At 45.5% G+C, this 17,459-nt stretch carries 12 protein-coding genes; 10 read left to right on the top strand and 2 right to left on the bottom strand.

The features are described 5' to 3' along the window. The first annotated feature begins 19 nt into the window (after positions 1-19). Both RQP52_RS11770 and RQP52_RS11765 read left to right on the top strand, forming a co-directional pair. Positions 20-529, top strand: coding sequence for a GrpB family protein (locus RQP52_RS11770; RefSeq protein WP_315951636.1), 510 nt, complete (start codon positions 20-22; stop codon positions 527-529). Between the two features lie 66 nt (positions 530-595). Continuing rightward, positions 596-1,843, top strand: coding sequence for an ATP-binding protein (locus tag RQP52_RS11765; protein WP_315951635.1), 1,248 nt, complete (start codon positions 596-598; stop codon positions 1,841-1,843). Positions 1,844-1,850: 7 nt separating this feature from the next. Here the strand turns inward: RQP52_RS11765 and RQP52_RS11760 are convergent, their stop codons facing one another. Further along, complete coding sequence (locus RQP52_RS11760; protein WP_315951634.1) at positions 1,851-2,690, bottom strand: helix-turn-helix transcriptional regulator; 840 nt, start codon at positions 2,688-2,690, stop codon at positions 1,851-1,853. Positions 2,691-2,832: 142 nt separating this feature from the next. Here RQP52_RS11760 and RQP52_RS11755 point away from each other — a divergent pair, with 142 nt between their 5' ends. Next, positions 2,833-4,215, top strand: a complete 1,383-nt coding sequence (locus tag RQP52_RS11755) for an MFS transporter (RefSeq protein WP_315951633.1) — start codon at positions 2,833-2,835, stop codon at positions 4,213-4,215. Positions 4,216-4,281: 66 nt separating this feature from the next. Here the strand turns inward: RQP52_RS11755 and RQP52_RS11750 are convergent, their stop codons facing one another. Continuing rightward, positions 4,282-5,838 (bottom strand): GGDEF domain-containing protein, encoded by a 1,557-nt coding sequence (locus RQP52_RS11750; protein ID WP_315951632.1) that lies wholly within the window; start codon positions 5,836-5,838, stop codon positions 4,282-4,284. Between the two features lie 192 nt (positions 5,839-6,030). Between RQP52_RS11750 and RQP52_RS11745 the strand changes: the two genes are divergently transcribed. The 7 genes from RQP52_RS11745 (at position 6,031) to RQP52_RS11715 (ending at position 17,451) form a co-directional block, all read left to right on the top strand. After that, on the top strand, positions 6,031-7,776 hold the full coding sequence (locus RQP52_RS11745; protein WP_315951631.1) for a sensor histidine kinase: 1,746 nt from the start codon (positions 6,031-6,033) through the stop codon (positions 7,774-7,776). Then, positions 7,773-8,840, top strand: coding sequence for a response regulator transcription factor (locus RQP52_RS11740; protein WP_315951630.1), 1,068 nt, complete (start codon positions 7,773-7,775; stop codon positions 8,838-8,840). Before RQP52_RS11745 ends, RQP52_RS11740 begins: the two co-directional genes overlap by 4 nt. Before the next feature lie 124 nt (positions 8,841-8,964). Continuing rightward, complete coding sequence (locus tag RQP52_RS11735) at positions 8,965-10,266, top strand: ABC transporter substrate-binding protein (RefSeq protein WP_315951628.1); 1,302 nt, start codon at positions 8,965-8,967, stop codon at positions 10,264-10,266. Between the two features lie 145 nt (positions 10,267-10,411). Further along, positions 10,412-11,233, top strand: coding sequence for a carbohydrate ABC transporter permease (locus tag RQP52_RS11730; RefSeq protein ID WP_315952231.1), 822 nt, complete (start codon positions 10,412-10,414; stop codon positions 11,231-11,233). Further along, the gene (locus RQP52_RS11725; RefSeq protein ID WP_315951626.1) at positions 11,230-12,054 is read left to right on the top strand and encodes a carbohydrate ABC transporter permease; all 825 of its coding nucleotides are present in this window, start codon (positions 11,230-11,232) and stop codon (positions 12,052-12,054) included. Before RQP52_RS11730 ends, RQP52_RS11725 begins: the two co-directional genes overlap by 4 nt. Before the next feature lie 247 nt (positions 12,055-12,301). Next, positions 12,302-14,308 carry an efflux RND transporter periplasmic adaptor subunit gene (locus RQP52_RS11720; RefSeq protein ID WP_315951625.1) on the top strand — a complete coding sequence of 669 codons (2,007 nt, stop codon included), beginning with the start codon at positions 12,302-12,304 and terminating at the stop codon, positions 14,306-14,308. Then, positions 14,305-17,451, top strand: coding sequence for an efflux RND transporter permease subunit (locus RQP52_RS11715; RefSeq protein ID WP_315951624.1), 3,147 nt, complete (start codon positions 14,305-14,307; stop codon positions 17,449-17,451). The genes RQP52_RS11720 and RQP52_RS11715 overlap by 4 nt, the downstream gene beginning before the upstream one ends. Positions 17,452-17,459: the final 8 nt, after the last annotated feature.

The raw sequence follows: 17,459 nt of genomic DNA, 5'->3' as shown, positions 1-17,459 counted from the left end.
GTGAAAGGTAGGTATTCCCATGGCCGAGGAAGTTATAATTACAGAATATACGCCTGAATGGGCTGCAGAGTTTGAGAGGGAGAAGGCGAAGATACAGCAATCTCTGCAACATAAGGCTGTCTATATCGAACATATAGGCAGCACCTCAGTGGTCGGATTACCCTCAAAGCCAATAGTGGACATTGCGGTTGGCGTGCATCATCTTGAGGAAGCAGACTTATTCATTGGACCTTTGAATACATTGGGTTACAAATATGTTCCCAAAATGGAGTTTCACACTCGCCGATTTTTTCGTAAAGGAGAATGGCGGAAAGGAACGCATCACCTGCACGTTTATGAAATTACCAGTAATGAATGGGAAAGTAACCTTTTATTCCGCAATTATCTCAGAAGTCACCAAGAGAAAGTAGGCGAATATGCCACACTTAAGAAGCATCTTGCATCCATATATTCTGAAGATCGAGTGACATATACGAAAATGAAAGCACCTTTCATTCAATCGGTTATAGAACTGGCGAGGAAATCATGAAGAAATGTCATTTGGCTATTTGCTAAGTGGCTTTTTTCAGGCATAATCAAAATTGAATAACTATGTATGGGAGGGCTTATGTTAGATTACATACTCTTAAACTTTCTATTTATTCTGGTAGGTGCCCTTTCATACTTTGCTTTTGGATTATACAAGAATAAACACTCCAAATTAATTATCGGAGTGTTTTCTGGTGTATCCGTCGTATTTTGCATGTCTTTTCCTTTCACCGTTTTTCCAGGATATATCTATGATTTGAGAATCATTCCATTTCTGGTAGCGCTGATTTACGGGGGGTATGGCGCAGGAGGGCTCGTAGCCGTTACGTTACTTCTCTATCGCCTTTATCTTGGGGGCAGCGGGTTTATCGTAACCACGTTATCTTACATTCCCATCTTCATTCTTGTTCTTGTCTTTCTAAAGCTTCGAAAAGAAGGAAAACAAAATGTCTTATTTGGCATGTTGTTCTCCTTATTGTCAGCTTTGATTGTATCTGTATGGAGCTCCATTCAACTGCAACATGATATCGATCATCATGAGATCTTCTTTGTATATTATTGTGTCATTCTAACGGTTTGTTCATGGATCACTTTCTTTTTCATTGAAACGATGCGGGACAACATCCATATGCGGGATGAAATCTACCGGTCTGAGAAACTTAGTGTGTTGGGCGAGCTTGCCGCAACCATCGCTCATGAAATTCGAAATCCCATTACCGTATCCAAAGGTTTTCTTCAACTATTAAAATCCCGCTCTCAGAATGAAACAGATCTTAAGTATTCTCTCCTTGCATTAGAAGAAATTGATCGAGCGGAAGCTATCATTTCCGAATATCTCATGTACGCCAAGCCTCAGGCTGAAAAAGTAGAAAAAATTGATGTTAAAGCCCATTTGAGTAACGTAATAAGCATGACGGAACCCTATGTTACGTCAAAAGGGCATATCGTAGATAGCCAGTTGGAGGATTTGCATGTTTATGGAGATTCCAAAAAATTAACGCAAGTCATGATCAATTTAATTAAAAATGCCGCTGAAGCGATTGAGAAAAACGGTAAAATAACGATTCATGCTTTTTCCCAAAATAACTACGCTGTTATTGAAGTTATGGATACGGGAATCGGCATGAATGAAGAACAGCTTCAGCGATTAGGGAATCCCTTCTATTCGACGAAGGCGAAAGGAACGGGGCTCGGACTTATGGTCAGCTACCGAATCATTGAAGCTTTGGGTGGAACGATTCGCGTTCAGAGTAAACAGGGGATGGGCACGAAATTCAGCGTTCTCATTCCTTTGGAGGCAGAGGCAAAACAATAAGATGAACTTATTCCGATAGAAGCTTGTTAAGCTTGAGAGTCGTATCACTATCGAGTGTCGGTACATTGATTGTCACTGTAAGGTGCGGCGAATCCGTTACATGGAAAGAAAGTTGATCAAAGATCAGTAATCCGGCTGCCGGATGATGATTGATTTTCTTTCCTTCGGGCCCATTCAGAACATCATGCTGTGGCCACCATGCCCTGAATTCCGCACTGATCTGATTCAAATCCCCAATAAGCTCCATCCACCAAGGATCACCAGCAAACTTGCCATAGTTGGCTCGAAAATGAGCCAAACGGTGCCGGGCATGCGTTTCCCAGTTGTCTTGAAGCATTTCACGCACGTATGGCGAAGTGAACGTTCGCCATACCGAATTGCGCTCGCGCATCGACATGGCACGATAATCCCCATAAATCAGATTTGCTGCTCTGTTCCAAGCAACAATATTCAGGCGCTGATCGGTCACATAAGCAGGACTCGTCCCTTGTAGGTCAAGGAAAAGCTGAAGCGTCGGACTAATCGTAGTTTCAACGGGCGTCAGATCGGCAGGCAGTTGCTGTAAAGCCAGCAGAAATAAATGCTTGCGTTCACTCGAATCCAGCTGGAGAGCCCGAGCAATATTGTCTAGCACTTGAGCTGACACTTGAATATTTCGCGCTTGTTCCAGCCATGTGTACCAATCCACGCTAACGCCGGAGAGCTGCGCCACTTCCCCGCGTCTAAGACCGGGTGTGCGCCTTCGCCCTCCATGCGGCAGACCCACTTGCTCGGGCGAGAGGCGTGCGCGACGAGTTTTAAGAAACTGCGCCAATTCTTCAAGGCGCGTATTGTTTGAATGCTCCATATATGGGCGTCCACTCCTCGTATCTGGCTCCTATCGTAGGAGCTCATCTCCTAGGATAAACCATCATCTTATTCTATTATACAATCCATTATACACTTTCTATTGAGATGAATTTCATATCGCAATGGAAGGGGACTTAAATTTGGAAAAAGCAATACAAATACAACACAACCTTACAGGGAAGCTAGCTAAAACGCTGCTGCTTCTTGGACTTTCGCTTGGATACTTTATGGTACTCCTGGACATGACAGTGGTGAGCGTCGCGCTGCCTGCGATCCGCACCGAGTTAGGCGGGGGAATATCCGGTCTGCAATGGGTGGTCAACGCATACACAATTGTGTTTGCCGGTTTACTGCTATCCATGGGTTCGTTAGCGGATAAACTTGGTGCTAAACGGGTCTATGCCGGAGGGCTGGCCCTTTTTCTCGGGGCTTCGGTCCTAGCCGCATTTGTTTCATCGCTGGGGATGCTGATCGGCTTACGCGCAATACTCGGCATTGGAGGAGCAGCGCTGATGCCAGCCTCGCTCAGCCTGTTGGTCCATGCCTACCCAGAGGCGGCCGAACGTGCCAGGGCGATTGGCATATGGGCAGCGGTGACTGGGGCAGCGATGGCGGCTGGACCTGTGATCGGCGGACTCTTGGTAGATTCGTTCGGTTGGCGAAGCATTTTCTTGCTTAATGTGCCGCTTGCAGTCATTAGCCTAATCTTGACGTTTCTGCTCGTCAGGGAAACAGACCGTAGAGCGCAGAGAAGCTTTGACATGGGGGGCCAAATGACGGCCATAGTCGCCATAGCAGCCTTATCGTTCGGACTGATGGAGGGGGACACCTATGGATGGCAGTCTCCGACGATTATCGTGGCATTTGGCGTGGCCCTGTTAAGTGTTATTCTATTTTTAATTTTTGAAGTCAAGGGCGAATCACCATTACTTCCTTTGTCGTTATTTAAACATGCGACAGTATCGGCGGGTATGATAGCGGGGATGGCTATTAACATCGGCCTGTCGGGTATTTTATTTATACTGCCGGTATTTTTTCAACAAGTGCGCGGATTATCGGCTCACATCACGGGACTCTTGCTTCTTCCCATGATGATTCCGCTTGCTTTTAACCCGATTCTGACGGGGCGAATAGTTGGCAAAATCGGAGCACGGATACCGATGACTGTCGGTTTTAGCCTTGGTGCTGTGGGTACACTGCTTCAGGTGTGGACGGAAGTGAACACTAGCTATGTGATTACGATGATTGGATTGCTGTTCATCGGTTTCGGAGTGTCCTTTACGATTCCCTCGCTGATGGCGGCTGTAATCTCTTCGGTCTCGAAGGAACAGACCGGTGCGGTTTCTGGCGCTCTTAACGCAAGCCGTCAGATCGGCGCCACGCTAGGGGTCGCCATTCTCGGTTCGGTCCTGAGTAGCAACGCTTCGTTTATTGACGGTATGCATCTGTCGTTCATCGTGACAACCGTTATCTTGTTTGGCGGCAGTGCCTTGTCGATCTTATTTATCGATAGAAAAAAATAAACAGCGGCAGCCAAGGACGAGATGTTCAGTCCAAGGCTGCCGCCGTTTGTTGTCTCAGGCCATCGCTTAGGTGGATATCCCACTTTTCCTCGCCCGTTTCATGGTATACATAGCCTCATCCGCATTCTTCATTAGTGTAGTGATATCGGTGGCATCTCGAGGATATTGACTGACTCCGGCGCTAAATGAAATCGGAATTTCAATCCCTTTATACGTAAAAGGGGTCTTCTGCAAGAGAGACAACTGATGGTCGACTATACGGTCTAATTCACTATTTTCATCCATGGAGGAAATAATCCAAACGAATTCGTCTCCCCCAATCCGTCCTATTTTATCATCAGGTTGGGAGCAGTTTTCCAACCTATATGCAATATGCTTTAGATAAAGATCACCAACAAAATGCCCGTATCGATCGTTAATTGGTTTGAAATTATCCAGGTCAATTAAGATAAGAGCAAAACGTTCACGGCGCTCTATCTTTTCTAATAGCAGTTCATGGAGGGCAGCCCGATTATATAAATCCGTAAGTGAATCATGGTGCGCTAAATATTTGTAATTTTGTTCAGATTTCAATAATTTACGTTCCGCAACCTTGAGAGAAGTAACATCCGTCAGGTGCATCACAAATAGCTTCTCGTCGGTTTCTTCGATCATTTCAAGGCCCATAATCAAATCCAAATCGCCTTTCTTCGGATTATGCAGTTGAGCCTCCCACTGGACTTCATTCTCTTGCTGAACCAGAGCCAACATGTCGACTACGGGCATGTTATTTTCAAACTGGAAATAGCTCATGATATGATGAACAGGAATCCCTTCCAACCATTGTTTGGCTCGGGGATTCATTTCTTTAACGGCCCCTTTTTGGTCCAGAAGCAGAATGGCAGTCGGCGCAGACTTGAAAAGAATATGGAAAAGCTTGCGGTAATCCGGCATAATGTCATATTTACCAACCAAATGACGGAGGGTAACAGCCCATAGCAAATAGCCGATAAAAAATAGGATCATGGCATTCCGTGACGTTAGTACCTTCGATTGTAAAAGGAATATAACAAGGACAAACCAGGCAAACAGCAAAAATAAGCTGAGAAGCAGGGAGCGCAGAACCTGTCGGTGTTTTACTTCTTTGACACGATACCAAGAAACGGCGAGGATGATCACCGAAAGAAGGATATATCCTGCAATAAAGAGAACGGTAATAAGTAGAAACTGTGGATCAAGCGGACTTCGTCCATCCGTCACTGCAGCGTTATATAATACGCGATGATCTTTGGTGATTAAAAACCCAAGCCACAATGTATACGGGGCTGCGTAAATGAATGGCAATAATCGCTTGAAAGCCGAAGTTGCAGGGTTTCCGATGAGTACGCTAAGATGGACCAAGCAGCAGATGACCAACAGAAGCATCGGGCTATTCCCATACAGAACTATCTGCATCTGATACTGAGGCAGCAAAGATGTTTTAATGTACTCTCCTAAAAAATAAAACTGAAAAGCCAGCATGAGGAGAGCGGCAATTCGGTTCAACATGCTCTTTATATTTCGATGTATTAAGGTTACTGCCATGTAGAAAAAGAAAAAACTAGGGAGCAAAATCGTTAAGAAGTCCATGAAAAGTTCGTTCATTATAAAATGTACCTTCTCGTGATCGTATAGTGGAGTGTTCACTCTCACAGTAGCATGAATTTTACTTGCTACGCAATAACAAAACAGGAGGAAAATACAAGGTGATTTGACGAGTATTTTTAACTATCAATAAAAAGGGGATCGACTATGGAAATTAGAAATATGACTCGGCGTCTTCAGTTTCCTTTTCAAATGAGTATGAGATACAAGCTTATGATTTTAATGGTCATTATCGCTGTGCTGCCGTTAACCTTAGTGACGATTTTCGCTGCAAAGACCACCAAGCACTCACTAAGTCTGGAAATCATACGTTCTAACGAGTCAAGAATGGACTGGGCTGCCAAATACTTCGATGAAAAATTCGGCCAATTGCATTCAGTGGCGTATTCCCTTCTGATGGATAATAACTTATTTCCGAATACGAATGGTGAAACGATAAGCGCTGGTACCGGTCTGGATACAGGAAAACCGTATATAGATGAGAAACTCAGATCTCTATATGTGGCCAACAACACGAATATTGCCTCGATCTCTCTTTATCTGAATGCCAAACAGCGCCTGTATATCGTGGATAAAGATGCCGTTCGATCAACAGATCAGAAAGTGAATCCCGCTTTGGAAGGGGGAGAATCAGCCAACAACCATCAGACCGTCAATAAGATTGTGAAATCTGCACACAATAATTTCAAATTGATACGCAGCATGAATCGGTTTGAAGACCACGAAATACTCGGCGGCGTGTTCATTGAAGCCAGATGGAATATGATGGATAATGTCATTAACATGATCCATTCTGAGCCCAACAGCGAAGTGCTTGTATTGGATGCGCAGGGAAACATGATGTACAACCCTTACCCCGTACAAACGATGATGGATCAGGAGGTACTGGAAAAGGCGATACACGGTCCAATGGAACCAGGTTTTATTGAATCCAAGCAAGGGATTCTGTTTTATCAGCCTGTTGTGTCGGCCAACTTATGGATCGTGAAATTTATCCCAATTAGCTATGTGAATGAAGGCGCTTCCACAACGCTGAGTTTTAGTTTTTATACAGCTATGGTCTCTACACTGTTGGCGATTATTCTTTCCGTATTAATTGCTTATTTCACGACGAAGCCGATCATTCGATTAACGAGGTCGATGAAGGCTGTAGAGCATTTAAATTTCAACGTGGGTGTCGACAAGGTGCGAAGCGATGAAATCGGTACGCTGGAGAGACGGTTTAATTCCATGCTGCTGAAAATTAAAGAGCTGGTTCAAATTGAGTATAAAAGCAAAATTGAGAAGAGGACCGCACAGCTAAAAGCGATGCAGGCACAGATTAACCCTCATTTCCTGTATAATGCGCTGCAATCCATAGGTGGGGTTGCCCTCTCCCGAAATGCACCGGAAATTTATGAGTATGTCAGAGCGCTTAGCGAGTTATTTCGTTATACGATCAAAATGAAATCGGATCTGGTCACCGTGGCTGACGAAATCGAGCATGTTACAAACTATTTGCAAATTCAGAAATTGCGTTTTCAAGACATGATTCTTATTCAAATGGATATCGAAGATGACTGTGGGAATTACGAGCTTCCCAAATTTATTCTTCAGCCAATCGTAGAAAATTGTTTCGTCCATGGTTTGGAAGGAAAGATGGGCCAATGGATCATCACGATTAGAGTCGAGAAGATGATGGATGACATTGAAATTAGTATTGAAGATAACGGAATAGGCATAGATGAGGCGCGTTTGGAGGAAATTCGGCGACATTTAAGTCGCCCTGGGGAGGATTCAGTGATTGGGGAAAGCATGGGAATGAACAATGTGAATTCACGGATTAAGCTTATTTTCGGTCAAGAGTATGGGATGTTTGTTACAAGCTCGAAAGGTGCCGGAACGACGGTCAAAGTCGTTATCCCCGCCATTGTTAAAGGAGAGGAGCCTCTACAATGAAAGCTGTCATTATTGATGATGAGTTCTGGGTCCGCAACAGTATAAGGCATTTGGCTGATTGGGAGAGACTAGGCATCTCTCAGGTTGAGGAAGCCGAAGATGGGCTTAGCGGCCTAGCGATCATTGCGAAGATTCATCCTGAAATCGTCATAACGGATATGAAAATGCGAGGCATGGACGGAGCTCAGCTATTGCAAAAAATAAGTGAAGACTATCCGTTTATACGCAAAATTGTCATTAGCGGATTTGATGATTTTACCTATACGAAACAGGCGATTTTATCCAAGGTGGATGAATATCTGATCAAGCCGATCAATCCGGAAGAGCTGAATAGAGCTTTGGAGAAAGCGGTACGAGAGCTGGGCGTAACACGGGGGATTCATGCGGCTAAGCCGCTGGACAAACAGTTATTAAAGGTCATTACCGAGATGAAGCACACGGTCTCCAGGCATTTTCAAGAGATGAACACAGAGGCGATCAAAAAAAGTTTTAAGCAGTTGGAGCAAGTGTTGAGCGATCAAGAAAGCCTGCAGCCTGGACTGAATAATTCACTCTACAAGCAATTCATGCTGCTATTGGAAGAGCAGTGCGCCTTGTCAGGAAGCGAATTAACGCCTGATGCTCAAGCAAGTGCCAGCCATTTTTTCGTCACGGATGATACGAAGGTAGTAGAGTGGATCGAGGTGTTGACCACCACGTATGTCGGGATCTTGGAAGCGCTTATTCACCAAAGAAAAAACAAGAATCGTATTAATATCGAGGAGATTCGGAAGTATCTCGATCTTTCCTATGCCGAGCAAGTGAGTCTTGGAACTATTGCCAGCACATTTTTTGTCAGTAAAGAGCATCTGTCCCGCACGTTCAAACAAGAAGTCGGTGTTACCGTCATGGATTACTTGATTGCCAAGAGGATGGAGAAAGCGCTTGACCTTCTTCAGGACGCCTCCGTATCCATCAAAAGCGCCGCAGAAGCAGTCGGCTATTCCGATCTCACTTATTTTCACCGCATATTCAAAAAAATGACAGGAATGACACCATCTCAGATTAGACAGGATGATGAATGAACTTAAGTCAGTCGAGTGATATCAATATTATCCAATCCGAGATGCTTTTTCTGTCCAATGAATGGTGGCGCTTTCTTAAGTATACTAGGTTCGTAAGCGTTACCATAACAAAGGGGGCGACAAAATGAAGAAAGCATTTGTAATGATAGTTGCTATGGCTCTACTAGGAAGCACGGTAGCTTGTTCTTCGGGTCAAAGTACACCAAGTGCGGGAGAAAGCAGCAATTCCAAAAGCGAGGGTGCGGCTAAAAAGGTTGAATTGAAAGTATTCCTTGGCGGCTTGGACCGTTTTCGCGATCAATTTGAGAAGTACTTCGCTGAATTTGCTAAAAAAGAAAAGAAAGAGAAAAATATCGAGGTTACGATCAACACCGAGTATCCGGGCTCCGATAATTCAACACAAATCTTGAAAACGCGTCTAGCCACTGGCGACGTACCGGATATTTTCAGTCTGCATGCCGTGAATGACATTCCGGACTACTACAAAGCCGGTTATTTGGACGATTTAACGAAACAACCGCTTTCCCCTAAGCTGATTGATGGCATTAAATCACTTGTGACGATTGATAACAAAGTTGTAGCGGTGCCTATGGAAAGCTTGGCATGGGGGTATCTTTACAACAAAAAAATCTTTAAAGATCTAGGAATCAAACCGCCGTCTACTTTGACAGAAATGAAGGCTGTTGTTCAAAAGCTGAATGACAATAAAATCAAGCCGTTTATGCTCAGTTACAAAGAAAGCTGGATCCCTCAGTTATTCTTGCCTCTGGCCATTGGCGGATTAGGCAACTCCAGCCACAAGGATTTTGTTGATAAAATGAACAAAAACCAAGGAAGCTTTGCAGATGTGAAAGAGATGTTCGGGATCATCGATCTTGTTAACAGCAACGGCACCGATCGTGTATTCGAAGTAGGCAACGATGACGGGGCTGCTGATTTCGCTGCCGGCAAAGCCGCTATGTGGGTGCAAGGTCCATGGGATGCAGACAGTCTATTGAAGGCTAATGATAAGTTCGAATTCGGGGTTGCTCCTCTTCCTATTAATGATGATCCTGCTGCAACACTAATCAACGTATCCGTGTCAACTTCCTTAGCGATGGCTTCACAAGGCAAGAATAAAGAAGTTTCGGCGGATCTGCTGAACTTCATTTTGGATGATCAAGCGTCAAACGACTTGTATCAAGGATTGAAGTTCAATCCAGTGTCCAAAAACCACACGTTCAAACCGTATCCTTGGGTCGAGGACGCTTCCGTTTTTGTAAACAAAGGGCAGTCGTATAAAGATCCGCAGATTCCAGCAGCCGTGAAGGATGAGTCGGGCAAAGCGCTTCAAGCTTATTTTAACAAGAAAATGTCCGCAGATGATGTCATTAAGGATCTGGATAAAACCTGGAAAGATGCGAATGCCATAGCCAACAAAAAATAAAGATTGGAAGACATGTTGTGCTCTGCCCTGGTCTTGGAAAGATCAAGGCAGAGCACGAGATTTTCCTAAGGAGTGAGCCCACGTGCTGAAACGCCTTGCCAAAGACCATACATCGTTGATCTTGTTCGTGCTGCCCGCTTTTATCATGTATGTGATATTTCTGGTTATTCCGATGCTCCAAGGCTCGTATTACAGCTTTACAAATTGGGATGGCTTGAACAAACATTACAGCTTCATTGGGATAGAGAACTTTATTGAAGCTATTCGCGATGATGTGAATTTTCGATCGTCGATTGTATTCACGGCCAAATATGTCTTGTTTGCTGTCGTTTTTCAGAACGCCATCGCGCTGCTGCTTGCGCTAATGATAGAGTCTCAAAGCAAAGGAAAAGGGTGGCTTAGAACGATCTTTTTCATGCCAAGCATGTTAAGTATTATCATTAGCACGTTCATGTGGGTATTCGTGTTTACAAAGGTCATGCCCGCATTGTCCAAGTATGCCGTTTTGAAATTTCTCGATATTTCCTGGTTAGGCGACCCCAACGTCTCGTTTTTCACGATCATGCTCGTTTCTGTTTGGGGCGGTATTGGAACTTTAATGATTATTTACATGTCGGCCATTCAAGGCATTCCCATGCATCTCAAAGAAGCGGCTATTATTGACGGCGCCAAGCCTTATCATATGCTGCGCTATATTACTCTGCCGTTGATTGCGCATGCGCTCACGATCTGCATCTTTTTAACCTTGAACAACTCCTTTAAAGTGTATGACCTAATCTATGCTTTGACAGGCGGAGGACCTGCCCGGGCAACGCAAGTTATCTCTATGAATATTCTGGAAGAGGCTTATCAGCGCAATTTCCGATACGGATATGCGAGCGCGAAAGCAATTATTCTCTTCCTGATCATACTTGTCATTACGCTTATTCAAGTGTCGGTGATGAAGAAGCGGGAGGTAGAGGCATGAACAAGCGGCAGTATTCGGGGCTGTCTCTATTGGTACTAGGCATCTTGGCTGTTTTTTTTCTTTTTCCGATCTACATGGCCATATTGAATTCTTTCAAAACGCAGGGAGAGATGTACAGCTCCGTTCTAGGCTTACCCGTCAAGCTCCACATTGAGAACTATGTGCAAGCTTTTAGCAAAGCGAACATGCTTAAGAGCGGCTGGAATACGATTGTTGTCACTGTAACTGGCATCGTGGTCATTGTGTTGTGCAGCTCTTTGGCAGGCTACAAGCTTTCCCGAACGCCTGGAAAGTTGAGCAACGTGATTTTCATGCTGTTCGTATCCTCGATGCTGATTCCTTTTCAGACCATTATGGTTACTTTAACGAAGATGGCAAAATCGCTAGGACTTCAGGGTTCGCCATTTGGTTTGGGCATTGTTTGTGCCGGACTTGGCGTCAGTATGGCCGTGTTTCTGTATCACGGTTTTGTGAAAGGCATTCCACGAGAGCTCGATGAGTCTGCGAAAATGGATGGATGCAGCGAAATAAAAACCTTTTTCATGATCATTTTACCGCTGCTGCTGCCGATTACATTCACGATTGGTATTCTCAATCTGTTGTGGTTGTGGAACGATTTCCTCTTGCCGGTGCTCATGCTGACCGATTTCCGCCAATATACGTTAGTTTTGACAATCAATATGTTCTTCGGCAAGTACAGCCGGGAGTGGTCACTGATTCTGGCCTCTCTGATTTTGTCATCGATTCCGATTGTCGTCATATTCGCCTTGTTCCAACGTTGGATTATCCAAGGGATTACGGACGGAGCTGTAAAAGGCTGACGAAACGGCAAGAATTATGCATAGGAGTATTGCGAAAATAGTCGAAACGAGTCGAATGATTTTCGGGGAACTGCCCATATTGGGTGGTTTTTTCGTTTTTTCAGGCCTATTATCCTACGGGAATCGCGTGTTTTTCCTTGTTTTTACATATTCTTCACATTTTAATCACACTTCTATCATCAATGTCAAATATGGTGAAAGAGAGTATTTGCCCAAATGAAAAGAATCAGACGGAGGTTTCCATCCCATGAGGAAGTACAGTTCACTCAAGAGTACCACAATCATCGCAGTCGTTACCGCGATAACCGTCACCATAGCGGGTTGCAGCACGCCAGCAAGCACCGCTAAACCAGGGGCAAACGGACGAACGGGAACACGTCAGATGACCGTAGAAACACAAGTTGTTAAATTGTCGGACATCGGTGGCGGACAAGTCTTTACAGGCTCGATCACGCCGGCTTTCACTACGAATCTTTCTTCCAAAGTGAATGGCCGCATTACATCTCTTGATGTGAATATCGGGGATAAAGTGACGGTCGGACAGGCTTTAGCGCACATTGATACCACCACGCTTCAGCAATCTGTTGAGCAGAGTAAAAGCGACTATGCTTTGAGTCAGGTGCAGTACAACAAAGTGGTGAATGATCAGGCCAACAGTCTGGCTTTAGCTCAGAAAACGCTGGCCGTTCAGCAAGCCGCTTACGAGAAAACCATTAATGATCAGAAAAATGCTGTAGCGCTGGCGCAAACGCAATTAAATAATGCGATTACGACTCAGCAAAATTCGATTGAAACCGCAAAACAAGGGGTTTCTACTGCACAGGTAGGATTCAGTAAAGCACAAGCTGATGCCGCTACCGCAGTAACTGTCGCACAGACGAACTTGAATTCACAATTAGACAGCTTATTAACAACACAAAATAATAATATAGATACTTCTCAATTAAGCGTGCAGCAAGCTGTTGCTGCTTACAATGCAGCTCTTCAGTCCGGTAAGGACGTAGACAGTGCATTCGCTAAGCTGCAAACGACACAGCTTGCCCTGCAGCAGGCGCAGCAGGCGCAATATAAAGATACACAGTCGGCGCAGCAATCGTTGACGAGCTTACAAAATGCGCTGTTGACGGCACAAAGCTCGCAAGCGGTGCAAGTTGCGCAGGAGTCCTTAAATTCAGCGCTATTATCACTTGCTAATACACAAGCGACAGCTGCAGCTCAGCTTGATCTCAGCCGTACTCAGCTGGCACAAACACAATCGTCGCAGGATATTTCCAAAAACAGTGCGGAGGCTGCGCTCGAACAATCTAAACAGCAGCTGAAATCTGCCCAGTCTACGGATTCCTTGGAGGTAAGTGCTGCTCAGCTGCAACAAGCTCAAACTAGGTTGAGCATTTTAAGCGAACAGCTTCAAGATGGTGTATTGACGAGCCCCGTTGCAGGGATCGTAAGCGCGATTCTGGTTCCAGTAGGACAGAATGCAGGGCAATCTGCCGTCATGTCGATTTCTACGGTAGATCCATTGTTAGCAACCGTAAACGTATCTGAGGCATCTATTGGCAAAATCAAGTCCGGCTCACCTATGTCGGTTAAAATTCCTACGTTGAATAAAACGTTTGATGGAACCGTGTATACGATTCATCCAACCATGGATGCTACGTCCAAATCTTTCTTGGTCGACATCAAAATTAAAGATGATAACCATGAAGTATTGCCTGGGATGTTTGCGGAATCGTCACTCAAAAGCGAAGGTAAACAATCCATTGTTGTCCCTGCAGACGCCGTGCTCAGCCAACCAAGCGGTAATGCGGTATACATTGTGAAAGACGGGAAAGCGTCGAAGGTGCTTGTAAAAGTAGGCGTAATGACCAGTTCGTCCTTCGAAATTACTAGCGGGCTGAAAGTTGGAGATGAGCTTGTCGTTAAAGGACAAGAGCTGCTTTCCGATAACGTTCCGGTTCAGATTAATCAACCAGGACAAGAAAATGGAGCAGGCAAAGGCCAGGGGCAAGCCGGTCAAGGTCAAGGCAAAAGCGGAGCCCAAGGGCAAGGTGGTCAAGGCCAGGGACAAGGTCAAGGCCAAAATAGAACTGGCGGCCAAGGTGGTCAAGGCGGTCAAGGTCAAGGCCAAGGCCGAAGCGGGGGCCAAGGGCAAAACGGACAAGGTACCCCAGGTAAGGGAGCTGACCCATCAGGGGCTAAGCCAACCGGCAACGGCGCTGATGCAGCAGCTCCGAAAGCGGGGGCTGGACAGTGAAATTAGCTAATTTCTCCGTTCATCGTCCTGTCACCATCTTGATGATCATGATTTCACTCGTGATCGTAGGTTCGATCGCAATTCCGCTTCTCCCCGTGGATCTGTACCCGAACCTGGAAATTCCATCGGCAACGGTATCGGTTTCTTGGAGCGGCGCATCACCAGGACAGATCGAGCAACAAATTACGAAGCCGATTGAGAATGCGATGGCTACCGTCACAGGAGTCACGAGTATATCCTCCAGCTCTCGTACGGGATCAAGTAACGTTACCCTGCAATTTAATTACGGAACGAATATTGATCAGGCAACCCTGACCATGAGGGATAAATTGGATCGTGTCCGAAGGCAGCTTCCTACGGATGCGGATGCCCCCGTCGTTTCACGTGTTGATCCGAACAGTACGCCGATTATGACGTTAGCCTTGTATGGTAAAACAGATCTGGTCACACTGCGCGACATTGCTGACAATATTGTGAGTCCTGATGTTCAGCGATCCGATGGCGTTGCATCGGTTGGGGTTACCGGCGGACGTGTCAGACAAATACAAATTCTTGTCGAACCAAGTCGATTACAGCAATACAATATCTCTTTCAGTACGTTGGTTTCCGCTCTCGGTAATGATAACTCTTCCACTGACGCCGGACTTGTGAATAAAGGCAGTCAGCTGGTGCCTTTGCATATTGATGGAGAATTTAAGTCAACGGCTGATATCGGAAAAGTACAGGTTCAGCTAGGACGTGGACAAACGATCGCGCTAAGCGAACTTGGTACCATTATTGACACTTATCAAGATGTTACGCTTGAAGCGCGCAAAGACGGAGAAGTCAGCGTTTCCCTCTCTGTTCTTAAGCAATCGGATGGCAACACGGTTTCCGTGTCCACCAACATTCAGAACTCGCTTCAAGAGATTCAATCCAAGCTTCCGGAAGGCATGCATATCGCGGTATTGAATGATTCTGCCAAGTTTATTCGCGATTCCTTGCGTACCGTTGTTGAGCATACGCTGCTTGGAGGCGTGTTCTCGGTCATCATCTTGTTGTTCTTCTTGCGAAGTGTAAGGGCGACACTCATTATCGGTGTCGTTATCCCGATTTCAATCATAAGCACATTCAGTATGATGTATTTCGGTCATCAGACGATTAACACCATCACGCTCGGAGGCTTGGCGCTTGGTCTTGGTTCACTCGTAGACTTCGCGGTCGTTGTCTTGGAAAGTATTTTCCGTAAACGCCATGAAGGCTTGTCTCCTGAGGAAGCCGCCAAAGTGGGAACAGCTGAGGTAGGCACAGCGGTTATGGCTTCAGCATTGGCCCAAATTGCGGTTTTTGCGCCGACGGCTTTCATTAGTGGCTTGGTTAAACAATTTTTCTGGCCGATGGCGCTGGTTGTTTGTTTCTCTCATATAGCCGCATGGTTTGCTGCTGTAACGCTGGTGCCAATGCTAGCTGCGAAAATTTTGCGTCGCAAAGTCGATGAAGAGCTGCCAACCGGTAGAAGCTTAAATCCTTTCGTTTGGTTCGGCAGAGCCATGGAGATGCTCACGAGGGTGTACGGAAGGCTGCTGCGGTGGTCGATGCTTCATCGTTGGGTGATTATCTCCATTACAGTTCTGTTATTCGCTGCGAGCGTGTACTCGGTTCGTTTTGTGGGTAGTGAATTAACGCCAAAAACAGATCAAGGGCAAGTGAATCTAAATATTAATCTGCCGCAAGGGACAGATTTCGCTGTGACGAATCAAGTAGCTACTACGCTGGAGACGAGATTGAAGGACGTGCCGGAAATTGATACCGTTTTTACCTCTGTCGGATCTGCCGGTGGCGGAGCCTTTCAATCAGCGTCAACGAATACGGGAAGCATTCAGATCCGATTAAAACCGCTCAGTGAAAGAAAGAAAACGACCGATCAAGTCGCTGAACAAATCCGGACGCTCACTACTGGCTTTGCAGGTGCACAAATTGGTGTAAGTGTTCCATCAGGGGTACGTCTGCCAGGGCTTGGCGGTGGGGGTAACTTTGGCGGCGGTGACATTCAAGTTGATTTATCCGGACCGGATTTAGCCGTCTTGCAAAAGCTGGGTGACCTCGTCGCACAGGAAATCACTTCCGTAGATGGCACGCGCAATGTGCAAAATACGTTAGATCGTTCAATCCCACAGTTTAATTTAACTATCGATCGTGATGCAGCGGCGCATTACGGCGTTTCGTTAAGAGACGTGATGACCGCATTGCGTACAGCTTATCAAGGAAGTGTGGCTACACAGTTTAAAACCGCTAGCTCGCAAATTTCCGTTCTAGTGAAGTATCCGAATGAATTCACGAATAAGTTGGAGAATTTCAACAATGTGACGATCAATACGGCAAGCGGTACGATTGTCCCTGTTAGTCTCATTGCCAAAGTTGAACCAGGTACAGGGCCAGCCCAAATTCGCAGACAAGATCAGAACCGTGTGGCGTCGGTGCAAGCTTCCGTATTTGGCGCTTCTGTCGGAGAGGTATCGGCGCTCGTCAAAGCGAAAATTGATGCGATTCAACCACCTGACGGTTACCAAGTTAAAATGGGCGGCCAGCAGACAAGTCAGAATGATTCTTTTAAAAGCTTATACTTAGTTCTTATTCTATCCGTTGCTTTGGTGTACATGGTTATGGCTAGCCAATTTGAATCGTTATATGGTCCATTTATCATCATGTTCTCCTTACCGCCAACGTTTATTGGCGGCATACTGGGACTTCTCGTCACACATCGAACGATTAATATGAACTCTATCATTGGAATGATCATGCTAATAGGGATTGTCGTTAATAATGCCATCGTATTAATCGATTATACAAACCAATTGCGTGCCAAAGGGATGCCGCTGTTCGATGCTTTAATTGAAGCGGGTAAAGTGCGGTTGCGGCCGATTCTAATGACTACGGCGACAACTGTTCTTGCGATGCTGCCCCTTGTTATCGGCTTCGGGGAAGGCGCGGAGACACAAGCTTCCATGGCAACCGTTGTAGCTTTTGGTTTGACTTTATCCACTTTAGTCACACTTGTATTGGTTCCTGTTGTTTACACATTGCTGGATGGTTGGAAAAATGGCATTACAAAAAGATTTAAACGCAAACCAACCATTACCCAGGAGCCAGGGACGATTGCTTAGTGATAGAG

It is taken from the genome of Paenibacillus violae (assembly GCF_032461945.1).
Taxonomy (GTDB): Bacteria; Bacillota; Bacilli; order Paenibacillales; family NBRC-103111; genus Paenibacillus_E; species Paenibacillus_E violae.
This window is presented reverse-complemented; position numbering and strand designations above follow the sequence as displayed.